At 71.4% G+C, this 20648-nt stretch carries 20 protein-coding genes; 3 read left to right on the forward strand and 17 right to left on the reverse strand.

What is annotated here, in order from left to right:
- The 9 genes from ACTHJJ_RS15865 to ACTHJJ_RS15905 all read right to left on the reverse strand — a co-directional run.
- The coding region (locus tag ACTHJJ_RS15865) for an XdhC family protein (RefSeq protein WP_440303913.1) at positions 1 to 867 on the reverse strand (867 nt) is incomplete at its 3' end.
- Positions 860 to 1999, reverse strand: a complete 1140-nt coding sequence (locus ACTHJJ_RS15870) for a vWA domain-containing protein (protein ID WP_440303914.1) — start codon at positions 1997 to 1999, stop codon at positions 860 to 862. The genes ACTHJJ_RS15870 and ACTHJJ_RS15865, both read right to left, overlap by 8 nt.
- A 4-nt stretch (positions 2000 to 2003) precedes the next feature.
- Entirely contained in the window at positions 2004 to 2891 is an 888-nt protein-coding gene (locus ACTHJJ_RS15875) for an AAA family ATPase (RefSeq protein ID WP_440303915.1), read from the reverse strand.
- An 11-nt stretch (positions 2892 to 2902) separates the two neighbouring features.
- Positions 2903 to 3580 (reverse strand): nucleotidyltransferase family protein, encoded by a 678-nt coding sequence (locus ACTHJJ_RS15880; RefSeq protein WP_440303916.1) that lies wholly within the window; start codon positions 3578 to 3580, stop codon positions 2903 to 2905.
- Positions 3581 to 3612: 32 nt separating this feature from the next.
- Positions 3613 to 5367 (reverse strand): ABC transporter substrate-binding protein, encoded by a 1755-nt coding sequence (locus tag ACTHJJ_RS15885; protein ID WP_440303917.1) that lies wholly within the window; start codon positions 5365 to 5367, stop codon positions 3613 to 3615.
- A gap of 79 nt (positions 5368 to 5446) precedes the next feature.
- The gene (locus ACTHJJ_RS15890) at positions 5447 to 6166 is read right to left on the reverse strand and encodes a hypothetical protein (RefSeq protein ID WP_440303918.1); all 720 of its coding nucleotides are present in this window, start codon (positions 6164 to 6166) and stop codon (positions 5447 to 5449) included.
- On the reverse strand, positions 6163 to 8961 hold the full coding sequence (locus tag ACTHJJ_RS15895; RefSeq protein WP_440303919.1) for a nucleotide-binding protein: 2799 nt from the start codon (positions 8959 to 8961) through the stop codon (positions 6163 to 6165). The genes ACTHJJ_RS15890 and ACTHJJ_RS15895 overlap by 4 nt, the downstream gene beginning before the upstream one ends.
- A 76-nt stretch (positions 8962 to 9037) precedes the next feature.
- Entirely contained in the window at positions 9038 to 9250 is a 213-nt protein-coding gene (locus tag ACTHJJ_RS15900; RefSeq protein WP_440303920.1) for a hypothetical protein, read from the reverse strand.
- A gap of 80 nt (positions 9251 to 9330) precedes the next feature.
- Positions 9331 to 9522 carry a hypothetical protein gene (locus ACTHJJ_RS15905; RefSeq protein ID WP_440303921.1) on the reverse strand — a complete coding sequence of 64 codons (192 nt, stop codon included), beginning with the start codon at positions 9520 to 9522 and terminating at the stop codon, positions 9331 to 9333.
- 373 nt (positions 9523 to 9895) lie between these two features.
- On the opposite strand from ACTHJJ_RS15905, the gene ACTHJJ_RS15910 reads away from it, so the two are divergent.
- On the forward strand, positions 9896 to 10639 hold the full coding sequence (locus ACTHJJ_RS15910) for an AfsR/SARP family transcriptional regulator (RefSeq protein ID WP_440303922.1): 744 nt from the start codon (positions 9896 to 9898) through the stop codon (positions 10637 to 10639).
- 26 nt (positions 10640 to 10665) lie between these two features.
- On the opposite strand, the gene ACTHJJ_RS15915 is transcribed toward ACTHJJ_RS15910, so the two are convergent.
- From ACTHJJ_RS15915 to ACTHJJ_RS15950, 8 genes are all read right to left on the reverse strand, one after another.
- On the reverse strand, positions 10666 to 11391 hold the full coding sequence (locus ACTHJJ_RS15915; protein ID WP_440303923.1) for an esterase family protein: 726 nt from the start codon (positions 11389 to 11391) through the stop codon (positions 10666 to 10668).
- Between the two features lie 229 nt (positions 11392 to 11620).
- Positions 11621 to 12769: an alpha/beta hydrolase-fold protein gene (locus ACTHJJ_RS15920; RefSeq protein ID WP_440303924.1), complete on the reverse strand. Its 1149-nt coding sequence runs from the start codon at positions 12767 to 12769 to the stop codon at positions 11621 to 11623.
- 13 nt (positions 12770 to 12782) lie between these two features.
- Positions 12783 to 13718, reverse strand: coding sequence for a Type 1 glutamine amidotransferase-like domain-containing protein (locus ACTHJJ_RS15925; protein WP_440303925.1), 936 nt, complete (start codon positions 13716 to 13718; stop codon positions 12783 to 12785).
- Between the two features lie 42 nt (positions 13719 to 13760).
- On the reverse strand, positions 13761 to 14984 hold the full coding sequence (locus tag ACTHJJ_RS15930) for an ATP-grasp domain-containing protein (RefSeq protein ID WP_440303926.1): 1224 nt from the start codon (positions 14982 to 14984) through the stop codon (positions 13761 to 13763).
- 40 nt (positions 14985 to 15024) lie between these two features.
- Complete coding sequence (locus ACTHJJ_RS15935; RefSeq protein ID WP_440303932.1) at positions 15025 to 15654, reverse strand: response regulator; 630 nt, start codon at positions 15652 to 15654, stop codon at positions 15025 to 15027.
- A gap of 27 nt (positions 15655 to 15681) precedes the next feature.
- Positions 15682 to 16809, reverse strand: coding sequence for a sensor histidine kinase (locus ACTHJJ_RS15940; RefSeq protein ID WP_440303927.1), 1128 nt, complete (start codon positions 16807 to 16809; stop codon positions 15682 to 15684).
- Entirely contained in the window at positions 16806 to 17552 is a 747-nt protein-coding gene (locus tag ACTHJJ_RS15945; RefSeq protein WP_440303928.1) for an ABC transporter permease, read from the reverse strand. Before ACTHJJ_RS15945 ends, ACTHJJ_RS15940 begins: the two co-directional genes overlap by 4 nt.
- On the reverse strand, positions 17549 to 18538 hold the full coding sequence (locus tag ACTHJJ_RS15950; RefSeq protein ID WP_440303929.1) for an ABC transporter ATP-binding protein: 990 nt from the start codon (positions 18536 to 18538) through the stop codon (positions 17549 to 17551). Before ACTHJJ_RS15950 ends, ACTHJJ_RS15945 begins: the two co-directional genes overlap by 4 nt.
- A gap of 81 nt (positions 18539 to 18619) precedes the next feature.
- Between ACTHJJ_RS15950 and ACTHJJ_RS15955 the strand changes: the two genes are divergently transcribed.
- Both ACTHJJ_RS15955 and ACTHJJ_RS15960 read left to right on the forward strand, forming a co-directional pair.
- Positions 18620 to 20191, forward strand: a complete 1572-nt coding sequence (locus ACTHJJ_RS15955) for a Na+/H+ antiporter (RefSeq protein ID WP_440303930.1) — start codon at positions 18620 to 18622, stop codon at positions 20189 to 20191.
- Positions 20192 to 20246: 55 nt separating this feature from the next.
- The coding region (locus ACTHJJ_RS15960) for a hypothetical protein (protein ID WP_440303931.1) at positions 20247 to 20648 on the forward strand (402 nt) is incomplete at its 3' end.

Consider the following 20648-nt stretch of genomic DNA (forward strand, 5'->3'; position numbering starts at 1 on the left):
GCAGATGACGGTGCGCGGGTCGACCCGGCCGGCGTCGACCTCCTCGCGCAGGTACTCGTGCGGCCACCGGACGATGACGTCGTCGGCATCGGGGAACCGTGTGGCCGTGGCGAAGACCGGTCGGGCGTCGCACACCGTCACCCGATAGCCGAGGAAGCTGCCGACCCGCGCGACCGCCGCCGCGAAGTCGATTGCGCCGAAGACGAGCATCCGCGGCTTCGGCGCGAACGACGACACGAACACCCGCATCCCCTCGCCGCGCCGCTCGCCGTCGGGACCGTAGGTCAGCAGCCCCGTCGTCCCGTGGTCGAGCATGCCCCGGGCGTCGTCGATGACCGCCGCGTCAGCGCGGTCCGAGCCCAGCGTCATACCGGGTCCGTATGCCGCTCCGCCGGCCTCCGCGGACGACTCGAGGTCCGTGTCGTCCTCCTCGGGGTGGATGACAAGGCGACGGCCGAGCCAGGCGGGGTCGACGTGCTCGACGACCGTCGCGACGGCGACGGGGCGGCCGGCCTCGATGTCGGCCGCGACCTCGCCGAGCTCCGGGAAGGTGTCGGGCGAGACCTTCTCGACGAAGACGTCGAGGATCCCGCCGCAGGTGAGGCCGACCGCGAACGCGTCGTCGTCGCTCACGCCATACCGCTGCAGGACCGGCTCACCGGAGGACACGACCTCTTGGGCCAGCTCGTAGACCGCGCCCTCGACGCAGCCACCGGAGACGGAGCCGACGGCCTCGCCCTCGGGGCCCACCAGCATCGCCGCGCCCGGCGGGCGTGGAGCCGAGCGCCACGTCCCGACGACGGTGCCGACCCCGACGGTGCGGCCCTCCCGCCACCACTGGAGCAGCTCGGGGAGCACTTCACGCATGCGCGATCACCTCGATGAGTTCCTCGAACGTCGCGAACGAGTGTCCCGCGACGAAGTCGTCGATATGGGGCAGCGCCGCGACGATGCCCTGTTGGATCGGTTGGTAGCCGGCCTTGCCGCGGTGCGGGTTGACCCAGACGACCCGGTGGGCGAGGGCGCCCAGCCGGCGCATCTGCTCGCCGAGCACCTCCGGGCCGGACCGTTCCCAGCCGTCGGAGAAGAGGACGACGACGGCTCCCCGGGCCATCCCCCGTCGGCCCCACCGGTCGAGGAAGGCGCCGAGCGCGTCGCCGAGCCGGGTGCCGCCGGACCAGTCCGGCACGACCGCGCCGGCGGCGAGGAGGGCCCGGTCGGGGTCCCGCTCGCGGAGGGCGCGTGTGACGTGGGTCAGCCGGGTGCCCATCGTGAAGACCTCGGTCGTCGGGGCGGCGTGGACGAACCGGTGGGCGAGCCGCAGCAGGCTGTCGGCGTAGGCGCTCATCGAGCCGGACACGTCGATGAGGAGGACGACGCGTCGGGTGCGGCTGCCGCGGCGGTGGTGACGCACCGGGCCCGGCTCACCGACACGGCGCAGCTGCTCGCGCAGGGTGGCCGGGCCGTCGACGGCACCCGCGCGGCGTGGCACGTGCCGGCGGGCCGGCCGGACGGGAGCGAGCGGGTGCAGTCGCTCGAACAGCCTGGCCAGCTGGGCTCGTTCGGCACGGTCGAGGGCCGCGACGTCCCGCTGCCGGAGGAGCTCCTGACCGCTCGCCCGGGCGCGGACGACGTCGTCGTCGTCCTCCGGGCCGCCCTGACCGGAGGCGGTGTCCTCCTCGAGGGAGGCCTGCCGGACGGGCGGCAGCTGTGAGGGTGGGGCGGAGTGGGTCTGCTCCATGGGGCGTCCGTTGAACCACGCGGTGAAGACCTGGTCGAAACGCTCGACGTCCGCAGGGGACGAGGTGAGGGTGGCCCGCCCGGCCCAGTACACGTCGCGGCGCTCCCCGAGGCCGACCTCGGTCAGCGCGGCGAGGAAGGTCCGCTCCCGGTCCGCCGTGACGTGCAGGCCGGCTCCGCGCAGCGCCCTCGCGAAGCCGATGAGCCACTCGTCCGGCGGGCGACGGCCCGGCGCGACGAGGGCCGGCTGGGTGGTCATGCCGTCACCCCGCGAGCATCCGGTCCAGCATCGCGCGCACCCGTTCCCCGTCCTCGCGGTACTTCACGGCGGCACCGAGGGTGGCAGCGGCGACCTCCGGATCGAGCGAGCTCGCCCCGAGAGCGTCGAGGGCGCGGGCCCAGTCGAGGGTCTCGGCGACGCCGGGCGGCTTGATGAGGTCGCCCTCGCTGCGCAGCCGCTGCACGAGCCGGACGACCTGGTCGGCGAGTGCCTCGCTGACCTCGGGCAGCCGGGTCCGGACGATGTCGAGCTCGCGGGCCAGGCTCGGGTGGTCGATCCAGTGGTAGAGGCAGCGACGCTTCAGGGCGTCGTGCAGCTCTCGGGTGCGGTTCGAGGTGAGCACGACCAGCGGGGGACGCTCAGCCGCGATGGTGCCGACCTCCGGGATCGTCACCTGCCAGATGGAGAGCACCTCGAGCAGGAACGCCTCGAACTCGTCGTCCGCACGGTCGATCTCGTCGATGAGCAGGACGCACGGCGCCTCCCGCAGCGCCTGCAGCACCGGGCGCGCGAGCAGGAACCGCTCGTCGAACAGCTCGGCCTCGAGCTGCGTCGGGTCGCGGTGCTCGTCGCCGGCGACGGCCTCGACGGCACGCAGGTGGAGGATCTGCCGCGGGAAATCCCAGTCGTAGAGCGCCTGCGTCGCCTCGATGCCCTCGTAGCACTGGAGCCGGATCAGCTTCTGCCCCAGTGCTTCGGCGAGCGACTCGGCGAGCGCCGTCTTGCCCGTGCCCGGTTCGCCCTCGAGCAGGATCGGCCGGCTCAGCCTGGTGGCGAGGAAGGTGATGGTCGCGAGCGCGTCGTCGGCGAGGTAGCCGGTGCGCGCGAGGGTCGCCCTGACGTCATCCGGACTCGTGAAGGCCTGCTCCATGCCCCTGAGCATTACTCACGCCCGCGTTCCGCGGAAGGGAGCCCCCACATGCTGGCCTCCTCGCGCGTGTCGACGTCGCGGCCCGTCGCGAGGTCGCCGCACTCGACGAGGTCGTGCGGGTGAGCCGCATACACGTCCCGCGCGCCGCGATCGCCGACGGCGGTGGCGATCGTCTCGGCCCAGAAGTCCCTCCCGAGGAGCGCAGGGTGCCCCGGCCGGCCGTCGTATGCGGCCCTCCGCAGCTCGCGCCGCCACACGACGCCGCCCACCGCATCGTGCGGGTACAGGAGTCGCTGGACGACGGCGGGGGTGACATCGGGGAGGTCGACGAGGGTGACGAGGACCGCCTCGACGCCGGCCGACTCCGCCCGGTCCCGTATACCGCTCAGTCCGGTGCGCATGGACGCGCCCATCCCCTCGTCCCAGTCGGCGCACACCACCACGTCGATCTCGCAGTCACCGTCGGCTCCTTCGGGCATCCCCTCGACGATGGCCCGAACGGCTGCGCGCTCCGCTCCGACCACGACGGTGACCCCGGCACACCCGCCGTCGAGCAGCACGTGGATGGCGGCCTCGACGAGGGTCCCGCCGCCCGGCCCGGGCAGCAGGGCCTTGGGGCCTCCCATCCGCCGGCCTGCCCCGGCCGCGAGCACGAGGCCACGCACCGGCGGGAGCGAGGAGAGCGACATACCGCTGATTATCCGCGGCGCCACGACGGGACTCAGCGGGTCTCCGCGAGGTCGACCGTCCAGATGGGGTGCGTCGACAGGGAGGTCACCCGGGCGCCTTGGGCGAAGTGGCTCGACGGCTGGATGAGCGGGATGAACGGGCCGGTGCTGTTCATCGCGCGCTGCCAGGCGCCGTAGGCAGCCTCGCGGTCGTCACCGAGGGAGTCGAGGGCCTCGACCGTCAGCCCGTCGACGAGGGGGTTCGTGCGCAGGGTCCACCCGGCGCGCAGGCCGAGGGGATGGCCGGGCGCGAAGAGGAGGTAGTTCTCGGGCCCCGGGTAATCCGGCGTGAAGCTCCACAGGGCGAAGGCTTGGGTGCCCTTCTGGTAGTCCGCGCGGGCTTCGGCGGCCGGCAGTCCCTTCGGGCGGACCGTGATACCCACGGCACCGAGCTGGCGGGCGATCGTCTCTGCGAGCAGCTGTGGCGGGAGGCCCTGGATGGGCTGGTCCTCCGCATAGACGAGGGTCAGCGGCTGGCCCTTGTAGCCGGCCCGCTTGAGGGCAGCCCTGGCGGCGGCGGGGTCGCCGTCACCGGTCGGGACCGGGGTCGGTGCGGTCACGGTGGGTGCCGGGAGCGTCACGCTCGGCGACGCGGAGGGCGTGGCCGGTGGCGAGGCCGGACCGACCGTGGCGGTCGGTGCGGGGTTGGACGTCGCGGGCTTGAGGGCCCCCACGATTCCCTGCGGAATGAGGCCGGTGGCCGGGATGGTGCCGCCCCCGACGAGCTGGGCCAGGGCCCCGCTGTCGACGCCGCGCCGGACCGCCTCCGCGAAGTCGGGGTCGGCGGTCCAGCGGTTGACCTTGGCCGAGGTGTTGAGCACGAGGTAGGCCACCGTCGAGGAGCGGCGCGTGACGACCGCCAGCCTCCTGTCGCCCGGGTCGAGCTGGATCGCCTGGCTCTGCAGCGGCGACAGGTCGAGGACGACGTCGGCACGCCCCGCCTCGAGGTCGTCGACCTGCTGGCCCGGGCTGGCGTCTCGCAGCACGACCTCTGGATGGGCGGGCGTGGGGCCGGTCCAGTGCGGATTGGTCTTCAAGGTGATCGAGTGGCTCGTCCGGGACACGAGGACGTAGGGCCCGGAGCCCGCAGAGTGGGTCTGCAGCCACGGGCTGGCGAGGTCGCCGGGGCCGATCGTGCCGCCCTGCGCCTTGACGGCGGACGAGTTGAGGATGCCGAAGGCCGGGTTCGCGAGGATCGCGGGCAGGGCGAAGTTCGAGTCCGGCGACGTGATCGTCATCGTCCGCTCGTCGACCTTCGTCATCCTGATGTTGCCGAGGATCGTCGCGGGGCCGCCACCGAGGCCCAGCGCCCGGTTCAGCGTGAAGATGACGTCGTCGGTCGTCACCGCCGTGCCGTCGGAGAACTTGGCGTCGGCGCGCAGCCGGAGGGTCAGCCACCTGCCCTCGGGGCTGATCGTGTACTGCGCCAGTCCCGGCTCAGGCTGGGTCTGGTCGCCCGCCGGGAAGGTCGTGAGGGTCTGGTAGAGCGCCTTGGCGACGATCGCGTTGGTCCGGCCGAACTGCTGGGTCGGGTCCAGGTCGACATGGCCGAAGACGGTCTCGACGACGAGGGGCCGCTGCGTCGGGGCGGGCGCGGTGGGCGAGGTCCCGGACGGGCCCGGTGTACCGGTCTCGACTGCGGTGGACCCGGCCGGCGTCGTCGCAGGCGCGGTCTCGGTGCACGCGGCGAGCACGACGACCGATGCGGCGACCGCGGCGGCGGCGAGCACGCTGGGACGTCGACGCATTCGAGTTCCTCGTGGACCGGGGCAGGGACAGGACCGGGAGGCCGGGCTGCCGATGCCCCGAGTCTATCGAGGGGGTATCTCACCCGGGCTTGACCTCACTGGACTTGTCGAGGGTGGTGGCCCCCAGGGCCGACTGGAGCTGTTGCTCGAGGTCGCTCAGCGCCCCCTGGTTGGACCCGTTCGGCGCTGCCCGGAGCATCGACTGACGGGCGGGGCCGGCCATGGCGTCGGCCTGCGCTTGCACCCAGTTCTGGAGCGCTTGGACGTCATTCCCGGAGAGCCGCTTGCCGTGGGGCTCGAGCAGGACGATCTGGTAGGCCGCTGCCGAGGAACGGCAGGACTGGCATGCGACATTGAGGGCAAGGGCCCGGTTGTTCGCGGTCACCTGCTGGGCGCGCCGGACGACGACGACCTGCACGGAGACGCTGGCGGTGGTGCAGTCGGTGCACGAGTCCCAGGCGGTGGCAACATTGTCGAGGTTGGCCGCGCGGCCCCCGTCGACGTAGACAATGCCCAGCGTCGTCGCGGTCGCTGTGCAGCCGTCGCATTCGGCGTTCGCGGTCGCGGAAGTCTCGGCATCCGACATGCGACCGTGGAGGCGCTCGCTGTCGAAGGCGTTGTCGCGCACCTGCGGCTGCGCCGAGGTGCTGATTGCGATGCTCGTCAGGTCGAGCCGGTCGTGCCGGCCGTCCGCGCCGGAGGATGCCGACGCGAGGGCTCCGGTGGCGAGGACGGCGGCGAGGACGACGGCTACCCGTCGGACGAGCCGGCCGGGGCGGGACACGGCGAGCGATCTCATCGGCGTACTCCTGTCTCTCTGAAACCGTCGGCGACGGCGGCTGCCATCTCGACGAGGCTGTGTCGGGTGGCCGCTGCGAGGTGGGACAGGTGCGTCTCCGAGCCGGTCTCGAGCGCGGGGTCCCAGGGCACCGTGACGACGCGAGCGCAGCGTTGCTCGAAGTGCGCGACCATGGGCTCGAGCGGTGCGCCGACGCCGGAGCGCACGCCGTTGACGACGACGACCGCCCGGCTCACGAGCGGGCCGTAGTCGTGCTCGTCGAGCCAGTCGAGCGTCAGGGCAGCGGCCCGGCCGCCATCGACGCCGGGGCGCAGGACGAGGACGAGCTGGTCCGCCTCGGCCAGCAGTCCCTGGTTGGCGCTGTCGAGGATGCCCGTGCCGGTGTCGAGGAGGATGAGGTTGTAGAACCGGTCGAGCAGCCCGATGAGGCGGTGGTAGTCGGTCCGGTCGAGAGCCATCCCGATCCGCGGGTCGTCGTCCGAGGCGAGCACCTCGAGCCGGGAGTCCTGCGCCTGCGAGGTGTAGCCGCGCAGCTTGGCATAGGTGTCGATCCGCTCGAGGTCGTGCAGGACGTCGGTGATGGTCCGGTCGTTGGGTACCGAGACCCGGTGCGCGAGGTTGCCGGCGTCGGGGTTCGCGTCGACGGCGACGACGCGGTCCCCCCGCAGCTGCGAGAAGGTGCTACCGAGGGCGAGGGTGGTCGTGGTCTTGCCGACGCCGCCCTTGCGGCTCATGACCACGACCCGACGCGAGCCCTCGATCGGCTGGCGCAGCCGCTCCGCGAGCTCAGCCTGACGACGCTCGCTTGCACCCGGCCCGGGGTTGACGGACCCGCCCGAGGCACGGAAGACCGCCCGGCGCCAGCCCTTGCGTGGCACGGGGCTGCGGCTGGGGAGCATCCACGCGTCGGAGAAGGCGTCGGCCGTGAGGGGGTCGAGCGTGCGCGAGGCGCGCTCGCGTGTCGCCGTCGCCGTCGGTGCCGTGGGGCGTTCGAGGTCTTCGTATCCCGCGGGGCCGGCTGTCGTGCCCGGCGTCGGCTCGGTGGGTGGCGCGCTCCCGGGACGGTCGTCCGGAGCAACGGGAGCGTCCGTGGACGCCGACCCTTGGCCGTCCGGGTTTTGCGAGGGGCCTACGGGGTCCGAGGACGGCTGATGCAGCGAGCCAGGGTCGTCCTCTGTCGGCGGGCTGCCCCAGATGTCATGGAGCACAAAGGCGTCCCGGTCGGCCTGCGCCGACCGGCCGTGCATGTCGGTTGTTGGCATGGTGATCCCCGTTGCGGTGTGTACTTGTGTCTTCCGGTGGGTCTTCGGTTGTGGGGCGTGCCGCCCCTGCGGCTGGCCCTGTCGGTGCGACTCGCCCTGTCGGTGCTGCTTCCGAGGCCGGCGTAGCGCGGGTCGCCGCACCACGCGTAGAAGGCGCCATGCCAAGAGCTGGACGACGCGCAGGGCCAGCACCGCGAGGCCGAGAAGCGGAACCGCCAGCAGCACGAGGGAGAGGACTCCGAGGAGGACAAGGGGTGTGTCGCCCTTGGTCGAGGCGGCGTCCAGCGCCTCGAACTGGGAGCGGAGGGCGGACACGGTCTGGCGGATGATGAGGGGGAGGCTCCAGAGCAGCCAGCCCATGGCTAGCAGCAGGGTCGGCACGACGAACAGGACCCAGGCGATGACGATGCGGCGGGCTCGGGGCCGCAGCTCGCTGACCCGCGGATCGGGCGCGGCTCCGGGCCGCAGGCCCCTCAGGACCGGTCCGACGCGGGCGAAGAGGTCCGGCACGCCGGCGACGTCCGCGAGGACGTAGTAGCCGTCGAGTCGCACGACCGGCACCAGCTGCTGGAGCATCTCCACGTGCATGAGCACAAGGGCGAGCATGAAGACCCCGTCACCGGTGAACCGGTAGAGCGCGCCGAGGCCGATGATGCACCAGACGTTGAAGTAGAGGCCGCCGAGGTCGGTCCGGATCCTGGCGGAGCGGCGCAGCCGGTACGAGTCCGTCACGTCGGTGTAGAAGGCGGGGAAGAGCAGGTACACCCCGACGCCGATCGTCCCCGGCCGTCCGCCCCCGTAGGAGCAGGCCGCCGCGTGGCCGAGCTCGTGGATGAGTCCTCCGAGACTGAGCGTGACGTAGAGGGCGAGCAGCAGGGCGGGGGCGGCGAGCACCTGGGTCAGCGCGGCGAGCAGGTCCCCCGTGCGGAGCAGCCCGAGGTCGACGATGACGGCACAGACGATGGCCCCGAGGACGATCGGCGGATAGTAGAGCGGCGCGAGCATGCGCGCGACGGCGCGCACCCATCGTGCCGGAAGAAGGGTCCCCCTCAGCGACAAGGACAGTAGTGGGCGAGCGGTGGGCGCCGGGGCCGGACCATCGGTGCGAGGGACGGTGACTGCCGGGAGCCGGCCTGCCCGGTCCCGGTGCCCATGTCCCGGGTCGCGCTGTGGGTGGATCTGTGAATCGGTCTCGTCGTCCGTCGAGAGCTCGGGCGGTGGCTGCTGCGCCACGAGGCCCAGCGGCTGCAGGCGCGTCTCGAGCAGGTGGGCCAGGCCCTCGGCCGTGAGCCGGCGTCCGAAGGCGTCGCTCACGGCCGAAGCGACCGCGGCCGGGGATCGGACCGGGTCGAGCTCGGCCAGGACCAGGTGGAGCAGCTCGGAGAGCTGCACGACCTGGCCGTCGGTCCGGCGAACGAGGTAGGTGGGTTGCGCGAGGCCCGAGTCCTGGACCTCCCCGAGCAGGTCCAAGCCAGACGCGCGAGCCCATCCGATGGGCTCGTCGGTGGTCGTGAGGTCATGACCGACTGACATGGATCCCCTTGTCCCTCACGGTTGGGCAGTGCCGGTCGGCGAGCGGGACCTGAAGTCCCCACCCGCCGACGGCGGCTCAAGGCACCAGCACGGACAGGTACTGGCTGGCGAGCGCGGTCGCGTGCGAGTTGATCGTCGCCGCGTTGATCGCGAAGGCGAGGTTGACGCCGACGACCGGGGCAACCGTCACGTTGACGCACCCGAACGAGCAGAGCGTGTCCCGCGACGGGAGGAGGGTCGCGGTCTGCTTGGCCAGCTCGGCCTCGCCGATGACTGCGCAGGAACGCATCTGGACTCACTTCCTTTCTGCCAAACGACAGGTCGTGTTGGCGTGGCCCTCCCTCCGAGCGAGGGCCACGCCGGAAGGCGTCAGTGCTGGCTCACGAGGATCGTCTGTATTGCGGCGCTCTTGGCCGACGCGAAGTAGCTGCCGGCGTTGAGAGCGAGCGACGAGTTCGATTCCCAGATGCTGGCCAGGTTGTAGTTGAAGAAGAGGGTCTCCTTCGAGGGCAGCATCGTCACCATCTCGGTGTCGAGCTCAGCAAACGTGATCTCCTGCATGGGGATTCACCTCCTTCCGTGGTGGGAATCAGCCCAGTGCAGCGGTCCCCGCGTGATTGGCCCGTGATGCCTGCGTGCCGGCCCCGTGATGATGGCGTGACGCCCGCGTGACACAGCGGTTGCGGTGCCCCGGGAGGCGTGCATGCGGCCCGGAATCGCTGCCGACGCTGTCCGAGAGGTTCTCCCGCGGCCCGCTTCGTTTGTTTTGCTGCGGATGTGTCGCCTGTCGCGGGAGGATGCTCTGTACCACGTCGACGCGTCCGCGCGCCTCCACATCGAAATCTGAACCGTGCATCTGTCGCCCCCGGTGCGGTTCGGGTCAGCGAGGTCGAACTGGCTCGGTCCTGCTCCGGGGACGGATCTTGGGGGATCAATGTCCGGAAGATTCAGTTCCACCTGCCATGTCCAGCTTCTGGGGTGCTTCGCACTCTCCGTCGACGGCGGGCTCGTCGAGCTCGGGGGCCGTGAGGAGCGTGTCCTCGCGTTGCTCGCGATCCGCGGTCCGCAACGCCGCAGCGTCCTGGCGGGAACGCTCTGGCCCGACACGACCGAGGACCGGGCCCTGTCGAGCCTACGAGCCGCCGTGATGCGGCTGCGCCGGGTCGACGAGGGCCTCATCGAGGCGGGGCGCTCCCGCATCAGCATCGGGCCGCGGACCACCGCGGACGTGACCGAGATGGATCGCCGGCTCGACGAGGTCGAGCGACTCGGTGACGAGGCGTGGAAGTCGGCGTCGGAGTCGCTCACCGTCCTCGCCGGGCCGGAGCTGCTGCCGGGCTGGTACGACGACTGGGTCCTCGACGAGCGCCAGGCCCTGCAGCACCGTCAGATCCGAGCCCTCGAGTCGCTCGCCCGAATGGCGCTCAGGTCCCGTCGCGCCGTTCTGGCCGCGGCCCTGGCGGAGCGGGCGATCGCCCTGGAGCCGCTCATGGAGAGCACCCAGGCGCTGCTCATCAGGGCCCACCTGATGGAGGGCAATCCGGCGGCGGCGGTCCAGGTGTACAGGTCCTACTGCCAGCGACTGGGCCAGGAGCTCGGGATCCGTCCCTCGTCGTCGCTGACGGACCTCATTGGGAGCACCGGCTTCGTGCCCCGAACGGCGGTCGCTCGCGCCTGACGCCCGTCGGCCCGCTGCCCGAGGATTCACGGCAAGACATCGTCCAGGTAGGCAGGCAGCATCTCGTACCACGTCGGCCAGTCGTGCGCGTAGTTCGGCCCCCAGTCATCGACCCGGTTGGGCACGCCCTTGCTGCCGAGCACCTCGGCCATCCGCCACGACTCGCCGACGTCCTCCCACGCGCCGCTGCCCGAGGCGAGGATCACCATGCGTTGGCGCAGCGTGTCGAGGGCCGGCCCGTCGAGGCCGGGCAGGAAGTGCAGCGGTGAGGAGTAGAAGAGGTCATCGGTGACGCGGCCCCCGATGAAGCCCTCGAGAGCGTAGGTCCCGCTCATGCAGACGGCCGCGTCGATCAGGTGCGGGTAGCGGCACAGGATGGCCAGGGCGTTGAAGGCCCCGATCGAGGCGCCGGCCGTGACGACCGGCAGCGGGCCGCCACAGTCGGAGAAGATCGCCGGGACCACCTCCTCGCCGACCGCCTGGTGGAAGCGGTTGAAAAGGGCGTAGCGGTCGTCAGTGGAGCCTGCCCGGTCGATCATGGCCTGCCCGGCGAGGCTGTCACAGGAGTAGAGCTTGGCGCGGCCGGCGTCGATGAGCGGCTGGAGGTGGGCGACGAGCCCGTTCCGCTCGACCTCCTCGGCGTCGCCCCCGGCCGTGGGAAAGAGCAGCACCGGCGTGCCATACGTCCCCCACCGGGCGACCGTGAGCTCATGCCCGAGCCGATCCGAGTACCACCGGTCCGTCACCTTCACGATAACCTCCTCTGCTCGTACCTCTTGCCGAATGAGCCGAACCGGCGCTCCGGGCCTCGCTCGTTCCTCGCTCGGGTCCTCACGCCTTGGCTCATTCGTACCTGTTGACGACTGAGCCGAACCGGCGCTCCGGGCCTCGCTCGGGTCCTCACGCCTTGGCTCATTCGTACCTCTTGCCGAATGAGCCGAACCGGCGCTCCGGGCCTCGCTCGGGTCCTCACGCCTGGGCTCATTCGTACACAAACTTCTGCGGGCCCGGGAACAGCCACGGCAGCAGGTCGCCGAGCCGGTCCCGCCAGTTCTCCCAGTTGTGACCGTCCCGCGCCTCCGTGTAGTTGACCGTCATGCCAGCCGCGCGGAAGACGGGCACCATCGACCGGTTCGGCGTGATGAGCGGTTCATAGACACCGCAGGTCATGGCGATCCGGTTGACGGGCCGGGTCGGCTTGGCGCGGTAGCGGTTCACGAACTTCACGACCGGGTCGAAGTACGGCCCGCCGCCGTGCTCGAAGCCGATGTCGGTGAAGACCATCGACGCCGACTCAAGCAGCAACGAGCCGAACATCCCGGGGTACCGCACCGCCGTCGAGAGCGAGGCGATGCCGCCGAAGGACGACCCCATGAGGCACCGCCCCTCGGGGGTGTCCAGCAGCGGCAGGCGATCGGTGAGCCAGGGCACGAGCTCGCGCGCGATGAACCGGGCGTGCGGTGCGTGGTTCGGGTACTCCTTGAGACGGTCCCGGGGCGGCACGAAGGCGACGACGAGCGGCGCGAGGTCGAGGCCGTGGATGAGGTTGTCGAGGACCGTCTTCATCGCCGCATAGCCCAGGTAGTCGCTGCCGTCGTGGACGATGAGCAGCGGGTAGCGGGTCGTGCGGTTGAACCGTGCGGGCAGGTAGACCTGCACCGGCTGGTCCCGGCGAAGTGCCCGGCTCCTGACGACCTCGTCGACAAGAGTGCCGGGCCGGGCCTCGGGGTCGAACTCCACCCACTCCGGCACCCGGTAGCCGACCGCCGCGCACACCGACGACGACCCGAGGGGGCTGTGCGCAAGTCGCGGGTTGAGCGGGTCGTTGAACCGTTCGTACGCCTCGCCCCGGCGCACCTCGATCTGGTACTCGACCCGTGAGCCCTCGGGGAGCACCGTGGTGACGGCGAACAGGTCGGTGTCCGGAACACGCTTCATGGGCAGCGGGTCGGGCAACCCGACGACGCGGTGGCGAACCCAGACCTCGTCGGCCTCGCCGCGCCAGAGGAACGTCGCCCGCTCACCCTCGATGATGGGCGACCGGTAGCGGGTGACGAACCGGTCGATGGCAGCGGCGTCGACCGCCCCGCGGTCACGGAGACGGTTGATGGCGAGCCTCTTCGAGGTCATCCGGTCGGGCTCCTCATGTCTCGGCTCCCTCGTCGTCCACGGTCTCGACCGTGCCGTCGTCGGCGATCACCCGGGCGCCGGGCGGGGCGGGTGCGTCGCCGGTCGGGAACCGCAGGAAGGTCCCGTCGTCGAGCAGGACGAGCTGCTTCCTGGGGAAACGACGGGCCAGGAGGGCGAGCTCGTCGGGATCACCGAGGCGAAGGCGTCGACGCGCGTGCGGCAGGGCGATGATTCCGGGCAGGCGTCCGAGCCCACGGTCGTGGTACTCGGGTGCGGTCACCTCCTGGTGCGTGAAGTCGTGGAACAGCACGACCCGGTCGGTGAGCGCCATCGCCCCGGCGGACCACGCCACCACGGGAATCTCCTCGGGCAGCTCGAGCGAGAACAGCCGGAACGCCTGGAGCAGCACGCCGACGTGGCCGCCGGCGATGACGACGGCGGCACAGCCCTCGAGCATCGCCTCGATCTCGCCGCGGTGCCACCCGATGACCGGACTCTCCCAGACCGAGACGTGACGCCCCATCTCGCGGTAGAGCCCCTTCAGCTGGGCCGCGTACCAGCGATCGACATCCCGCACCGCCTGCGCGGCGCTGGCAAACGCGGCCGACTTCAGGCCGTGCGGCGACGAGCGATGGCGCACCGCCCGCACCGTGTCGACGGCCGCCTGCAGCCGCAGGCCGTAGAAGTCGCGCAGCTCCTCCTGCTGTTCCCGGAACGCGAGCGCCCCCTTGGCGAAGGCGGTGTCCTTCGTCATGACGTCGACCATCCGGTGGTAGAGCCGGAGGTTGCGGCCGCGCCCGTCGAGCAGGCTCGCGAGCTCGCCGTCGTCCTCCTCGCGCTCCAGCCAGCCGGCGTTGACCATCGCGATGGGGCCGTCGACGTCGAGCGCGCGTACCGCGGCGGTCACCGTGACGGTGAACCGCTGGGGGCCGAGGAGGATGGTCGTCATGAGCGGGTGCGTACCCCGGTGTCCGTCATGTCCGTATGCCGCTCAGCCGGCGTAGACGTGGACGGTCCGTCCGGCGTCGTCGAGCAGGTGACGCAGCTCGTCGTAGTCCGGGTGGCGCATCCGCACCCACGCGTTCGCCATGTAGCCCGCCTCGACGGGCTGGGTCGGGGTGCCGCGACCGGGGAAGTGGGTGTCGAGCACCCACTCGCCGTGTCTGGCCATGAACTCGTCGATGCCCGAGTACCCGGTCACCACCCCGTCGGCGTCCGGCCTGAGCGCGACGATGCCGGCGGCATACGGGCGCTTCATCGGGCGGTCCGGTGTGCCGTGGGTGATGACGTGCGCCCACTCGCGGTAGACGTCCACGTCATTGCTCGCGGAGTACAGGTCCCAGCAGCCGACGCCGGGAGGGCGGGCACCGATCTCCGAGAACATCAGCCCCTTCGGGCCGTTGAACCACTCCATGTGCGTAGCCGACGTGCCGATGCCGAGCGCCTCGATGACCCGCTGGCCCAGCGCACGGACCTCGGCATAGAAGGGGTTGCCCTCGATCCGGTTCGTCGTGACGAACTGCGGCGAGATCCACCGGTTGCGCATCGCCTCCAGCACGTTGGGGTAGTAGTGCGTGGCCCAGTCGTGCACGACGCGGCCGGCCACGCTGATCGTGTCGTAGAAGCCCTCGTGCCCCTCGACGAACTCCTCGATGGCGATCGAGGTGGCACCGGACTCGCCGAAGCCGTGCAGCGCGCCCGCGAGCTGGTGGTCGTTGTCGACGCGGACCGTCCCCGCGGCGCCCGCTCCGGCGCGCGGCTTCAGGACCAGTGGGTAGCCGACCCGGTCGGCAAACTCCGTGGCCTCCTGGGAGGAGTCCACCGCCGCGGAGGCTGCCGTCGGCACGCCGGCCTGTCGCAGCACCTCCTTCATCGAGGGCTTGTCACGGCAGAGCCAGGTCGTGCGCACGGACGTACCGGGGATGCCGGTCGCCTCGCGGACCTGCGCGGCCGGAAGGGTGTGCGACTCGATCGTGGCCTCGAGGGCATCGATCCAGACGGACTGCTGGAAGTGCCGGACCGCCTCGGTCAGCTGCCCGGCGTCGGTGACGTTGCCGACGCGGTAGTAGCCGGCCATCGACCCACGCAGCTCCTCGCCGAGCTCCTCGTCGGTCGACTCCCCGACTCCGTAAACCGTCGCCCCCACCGACACGAGCGCGTGCACGAACCGGCGCTGGTTGGCCGGGAACCCCGGCTCGACGAAGACGATGTTCACGGCCTCGAGCCTAGGGGCGACGCCCCGGACGCGCCACGCGTCAGAGCCAGCCGCGCTCCTGCGCGACGCGGGCGGCCTCGGCCCGCGTGGACGTCCCGGTCTTGCCGATGGCCGCGCTCAGGTGGTTGCGGACGGTGCCGGCCGAGAGGTGGACCTGGCCCGCGATGGCGGCCACCGTGCCGCCATCGAGCGCGACGCGGAGCACCTCCCGCTCCCGCTCGGTGAGGGGGTTGGCGCCGTCCACGAGGGACTCCGCCGCGAGCGTCGGGTCGACCACCCGCAGGCCGGCGTGCACGCGGCGCACGGCCTCGGCCAGCTCACGCGCGGGGGTGTCCTTGACGACGAACCCTGCGGCGCCGGCCTCGAGGGCGCGCCGGAGGTACCCGGGACGCCCGAAGGTCGTGACGATGAGGGCCCGGCAGGACGGCAGGTCGCGTCGCAGCTGGGCCGCGACCTCGATACCGGTCCCGCCCGGCATCTCGATGTCGAGGAGGCACACCTGCGCGCCGGTGCGGCGCGCAGCGTCGAGCACCTCGTCGCCCCGGCCGACCTCCGCGACGACGTCGAGGTCGCGCTCGAGGCCGAGCAGCGCCGCGAGCGCACCCCTGACGAGGGCCTGGTCGTCGGCTAGAAGCACCTTGATCGGCTCGTCCACAGCGTCACCGAGCATGGTCACGGTGCCACCATCTCCGCACCCTCACAGCGTCACCTCCAGGACGGTTCCGCGCCCATCCTGCCCGGGGCCGATGCGCAGCTGGCCGCCGGCCCGCTCGACCCGCTCCCGCACGCCCCGAAGCCCGTTGCCCGGCGGGTTACCGTCGACGCCGCGGCCGTCGTCGCTGACGCGGAGCAGGTTCGGCCCGAGCACGACGCGGCACGTGTTCGCGTCGCTGTGCCGCACGACGTTCGTCACGGCCTCCCGGAGCACCCACGCGAGGACCGTCCGGTGCCTCGGGTCGACTTCGTCGCCGTCCTCGGGCACGCCCGCCCGGATCCCGGCGCCGGAGAGGGCGGTGCGGGCGGCGGCCAGCTCGACGCCGAGGCGGGCGGCGCGGAGGCCCCCGACCGTCTCCCGGATCTCGGCGAGCGCCTGCCGGCTCAGCTCCTGGATGTCCTTGAGCTCGGACCGGGCGCGCTCGGGGTCGAGATCCATGAGCCGCTCGGCCAGCTCGGCCTTGACGGTGACCACGGTGAGCGAGTGTCCGAGCACATCGTGCACGTCCCGAGCCACCCGCTCCCGTTCGGCGGCGAGGCCGAGCTCACGCTCCAGCACCGTGTACCTCGCGCTGCGTTCGCTCATGAGGCGGATCCCACCCGTCATGACGCCGATGGACAGCACGATGAAGGCGACGATCCAGCCGCCCTGGTCCGCGTCGAACGACACTGCGGCCACGACGCTGCCGACAAAGGTGGCCGCCGCCACGGTGACGGCCCAGATGAGGGGCAGGCCGAACATGGCGAAGGCGACGATGAAGGGCAGGTAGGAGGTCGTGTTGACCCCGATGAAGGGGAAACTCGCGGAGGCGAACGCGAGCTGGGCGAGCAGCCAGAGGACCCCTGCGCCATACGTCGGGCGGCATGCCTTCTCCAACCGGTTGAGGTGGCGGATGCCCAAGCTGTAGGCCGCACCGAACCCGAGGATTGCCACCAGCCCCAGCGCGACCTGCCACCCGGGGAGCGGCAGGGTGAAGACCGCGACGACCGGGAAGATGAGGAAGACGAGCCAGACGGACTGGATGATCCAGCCGTAGCGGCTCCACGGGTTGGGACCGGGCAGCCCGGCGGGCGTCCCGCTCACCGCATCCGAGTCGGCTCGCGCGCTCATTGCCGGTCCCGGCCGCGCCTGACGAACCATGTGGCCAGCATCCCAAAGATGAGCGCCCAGACCACAACGTTCAGGATCGGCAGCCACAGCGGGTCCTGCGAGCCATCGCTGAGGTGGCCCTCTGTCAGTGGGTAGCGGGCCAGTGCCACGTAGCCGTAGAGCGGCGAGAACTTGCTGATCGTGAGCATCGCGCCGGACAGCGGGATGAACACGTTGCCGAGGAACGCGAAGATCACGATGGAGCCGCTCGCGACGCCGACCGAAGCCTCGCCGCCGAAGGCGCTGCCCATGAGGATCCCGTAGAGCGCGAACACGGCTGCGCCGAGGAGGCAGAGAACGCCGCTGACGATCCATGCCCTCGCGCTGCCTTCGGCACCGAGGAAGGCGCCGAACAGGTAGGTCAGCACGATCGGGATGGCCGCGATGCAGAGAGCGATGACGGCCTTGTCGAGGACGTACCGCGAGTCACGCATCGGGGTGATCCCCAGCTGGCGGCCCCAGCCCTGCATCCGCTCCAGCGCTGCCTGCCCGCCGATGCTCGTGGTCGCGAGGGCCGCTCCGTAGGCGGCCATGCTGATCATCACGTACATGGTCACGTTCCCGCTGCCGACCCGCGCGTCACGCGCGTCCACCGTCGAGCCGAAGATGATGAAGAAGAAGGCGGGCAGCACCGCGGTGAAGAACATCGTGGCCCAGTTGCGGGTGATCCGCTTCAGCTCGAGCAGGGTGAAGGTGGCGTTCATCGGATCAGTTCCTTTGCCGGGCGGTGCGGTTCGTTGCTCAGGGGTGTGGCGCTTGGCTGGGTTTCGCGGGCCTCGGCGGTGAGCGTCATGAAGGCCTGGTCCAGGCTGGCGGTGGAGACCTCGAGGTCGTGGCCGCCGAGCTCGGTGAGCAGGACGAGCGCGACGAGGTCGGAGTCGCTGGCCTCGACGACGACGCGACCGCCGCGTTCCTCGACCCTCGTCACGCCAGCGGTGCTGCGGAGCCGCTCCAGGGCGGCCGTCATCGTGCCCGCGGGCAGCTCGGCCGAGACCCTCCGGCCGGTCGCGGCGCTCCGGATCTCGGCGGTCGTGCCGTCGGCGATGACCCCGCCGTTCGCCACGAGGACGATCCGGTCCGCGAAGGAGTCGGCCTCCTCGAGGTAGTGGGTGGCGAAGACGACGGTGCGGCCTGCGTCGGCGTCGGCATGCATGGTGGCCCAGAAGTCGTGCCGGGCGGCGACGTCCATCCCGGCCGTCGGCTCGTCGAGGATGAGCAGGTCGGGGTCCGGCAGCAGGGCGAGGGCGAACCGGAGCCGCTGTTGCTCGCCGCCCGAGCATTTCGAGACGCGCCGGTTGGACAGGGAAGCGAGCCCCGCGCGGTCGATCACCTCGTCGACCGGGGTGTGCGCGGCATACGTGGAGGCGATCATCCGCACTGTCTCTCGGACGGTCAGGTCACGCAAGAGCCCACCCGTCTGGAGAACGGCGGAGACGCGTCCCGCCCGGATCGCATCACGCGGCGCGCAGCCGAAGACGCGGGCGGTGCCGCTCGTGGGCTCCGTGAGTCCTAGGACCACGTCGAGAGTCGTCGTCTTGCCGGCGCCGTTGGGACCGAGAAAGGCGACGATCTCGCCCGGTTGGACGGACAGGTCGATGCCGTCGACGGCGCGGACCGTCGCGCCCTGGTGGCCGCGGAAGGTCTTGACGAGATGCCGCAGCTCGATGGCTGGGGCGAGGTCGGTTGTCATGGGACCAGATTGTCCGGCTCAGCGCCTGCGTGCCCGGGGCAGGCGTCCCGAATGTGGGATGACAGGTGTCATGCTGCGGACGTGGACAACCTCGTCGAGATCATCGCGCTGCTCGGCGGGACCGCGGTCGTCGTCGGCATCGCGGAGCGGGTTCGGCTGCCGTACCCGGTCCTCATGCTCATTGCCGCGGCGGGTGTCTCCCTGACGCCGTGGGTGCACTCGCTCGTCATCGATCCCGAGCTGATCCTGCCGCTCTTCCTGCCTCCACTGCTCTTCGCGACCGCGCAACGCACGTCGTGGTCGGTCTTCCGGATCCGCTGGCGGTCACTCGTGCTCCTCGCCGTGGCGCTCGTGCTCGTGACCGTGGCGGTGGCGGCCGGTGTCTCGCTCCTCATGGTTCAGGGGCTGACGGTCGCCGCGGCCGTCGCGCTCGGGGCGATCGTCGCGCCTCCTGATCCCGTGGCGGTCGAGTCGGTCTCGAGCAAGGTCGGCATGCCGCGGCGCCTCACCACGGTCCTGCAGACCGAGGGGCTCTTCAACGATGCCGTCGCGATCGTCATCTTCCAGACGGCCGTCAGCGCGGTCGTCGCGAACCACGGTGTCGGCTGGAGGATCGTGCCCGCCTTTCTCGGGGGAGCGGTCGTCGCCGCGGGGCTCGGCTTCGCGATGGCCTGGCTCGTGGGATGGCTGACAGCGCTGCTGCCGAATCTCGTCGCCCGCAGCTCGATCACCGTGGTCGCCCCCTTCGCCGTCTACCTGATGGCCGACAGGCTGCACGGCTCCGGGGTCGTCGCAGTCGTCGTGACCGCTGTCGAGCTGGGTCGCCGATCCCGTCCGCAAGACTCGGCGGAACGGCTTGCTCGGCAGGCGTTCTGGGGGATCGTCGAGCTGCTGGTGACGGGCCTCGCGTTCGGGCTGATGGGCATGGAGCTCGAGGTGATCCTCACCGACGACCGGATCGACATCATCCCGATGCTGCCTGCCGTCGCTGCGGTGTGCGCCGCGGTCATCGTCGTCAGGTTCCTGTGGATGCTCGGGATCCAGCTCATCGGCGGCACCGAGGAACGCACCCCGGTCCCGGGCACCTTCAAGGAGACGCTCGTCCTGTCGTGGTGCGGGATGCGCGGTCTGGCGACCATGGCCCTTGCCCTGTCCCTGCCGGAAACTGACGGTGCGGGGGCCCCCTTCCCCGCCCGGGCTTTCATCATCGTGACGGCGATCGGGGTCCTGATCACCACCCTCGTCGTGCCGGGCCTCACGCTGCCGGCGCTCATGCGGGTCCTGAAACTCCCCCGAGACCCGCAGGCCCGCCGCCAGCGCGACCGGGCCCTCGCCAAACGGGCCCAGGAGGCGTCGCTCAAGGCACTCGAGGAGTCGCCGGAGTGGGCGGAACTGCCCGAGCAGACACGGAACTCGCTGCGGCGCCGGATCGGGGGCCTGCAGCGGATGCTGAGCCGTGACACGGAGCTGGACCCGAAGGCCCAGGCACACATCCAGGAGCAGCTCGCCGCAGTGCAGCGGATCCAGCGGCGGGCCCTCGACGCCGGCCGGGAGGAGATCCTGCGGGCCCGGCGCGAGGCCGACGTGGACCCGCAGGTCGCTGATCGCGTGCTGCACCGCCTCGACCTGCGTACCGTCATGCTGGATCGCTGATGGCGACGCTACGCGGTTGCTCGCCGATCTGGTCCTTCTCGGCAGGGGAGGGCTGATGGCTCATATCGCGGTGCGCCTGCGCGCACCCGTCGCCGCCCGCGTCGCCTGGGAGCGGATCCTCGACCTGCAGGCTCAGGAGGAGGTCATTCCGTTCACCACCGTGAGGCGGTCCCCTTCGCCCGCACAGGATCCGGCCGTTCCCGGGGCCGGCGGCGGCTCGACAGGCACACGTGCCGCCAGCACTGTCCCCGAGCTGCGGGTCGGCACGCGTTTCGTCGGGCGGACGGCGTGGGGGCCGGTGTGGTTCGATGACCCCATGGTCGTCGAGGCACTCCGCCCGCCGACCGACGAGCGGCCGGGCTTCGCCCGGATCCGCAAGGAGGGGACGGTCGTCCGCGGCTGGATAGACCACACCGTCACCGGCGAGGGACCCGCTTCGTCGAGGGTGCTGTGGTCT

The sequence above is a fragment of the Intrasporangium sp. genome, assembly GCF_051961875.1.
Lineage (GTDB): Bacteria > Actinomycetota > Actinomycetes > Actinomycetales > Dermatophilaceae > Intrasporangium_A.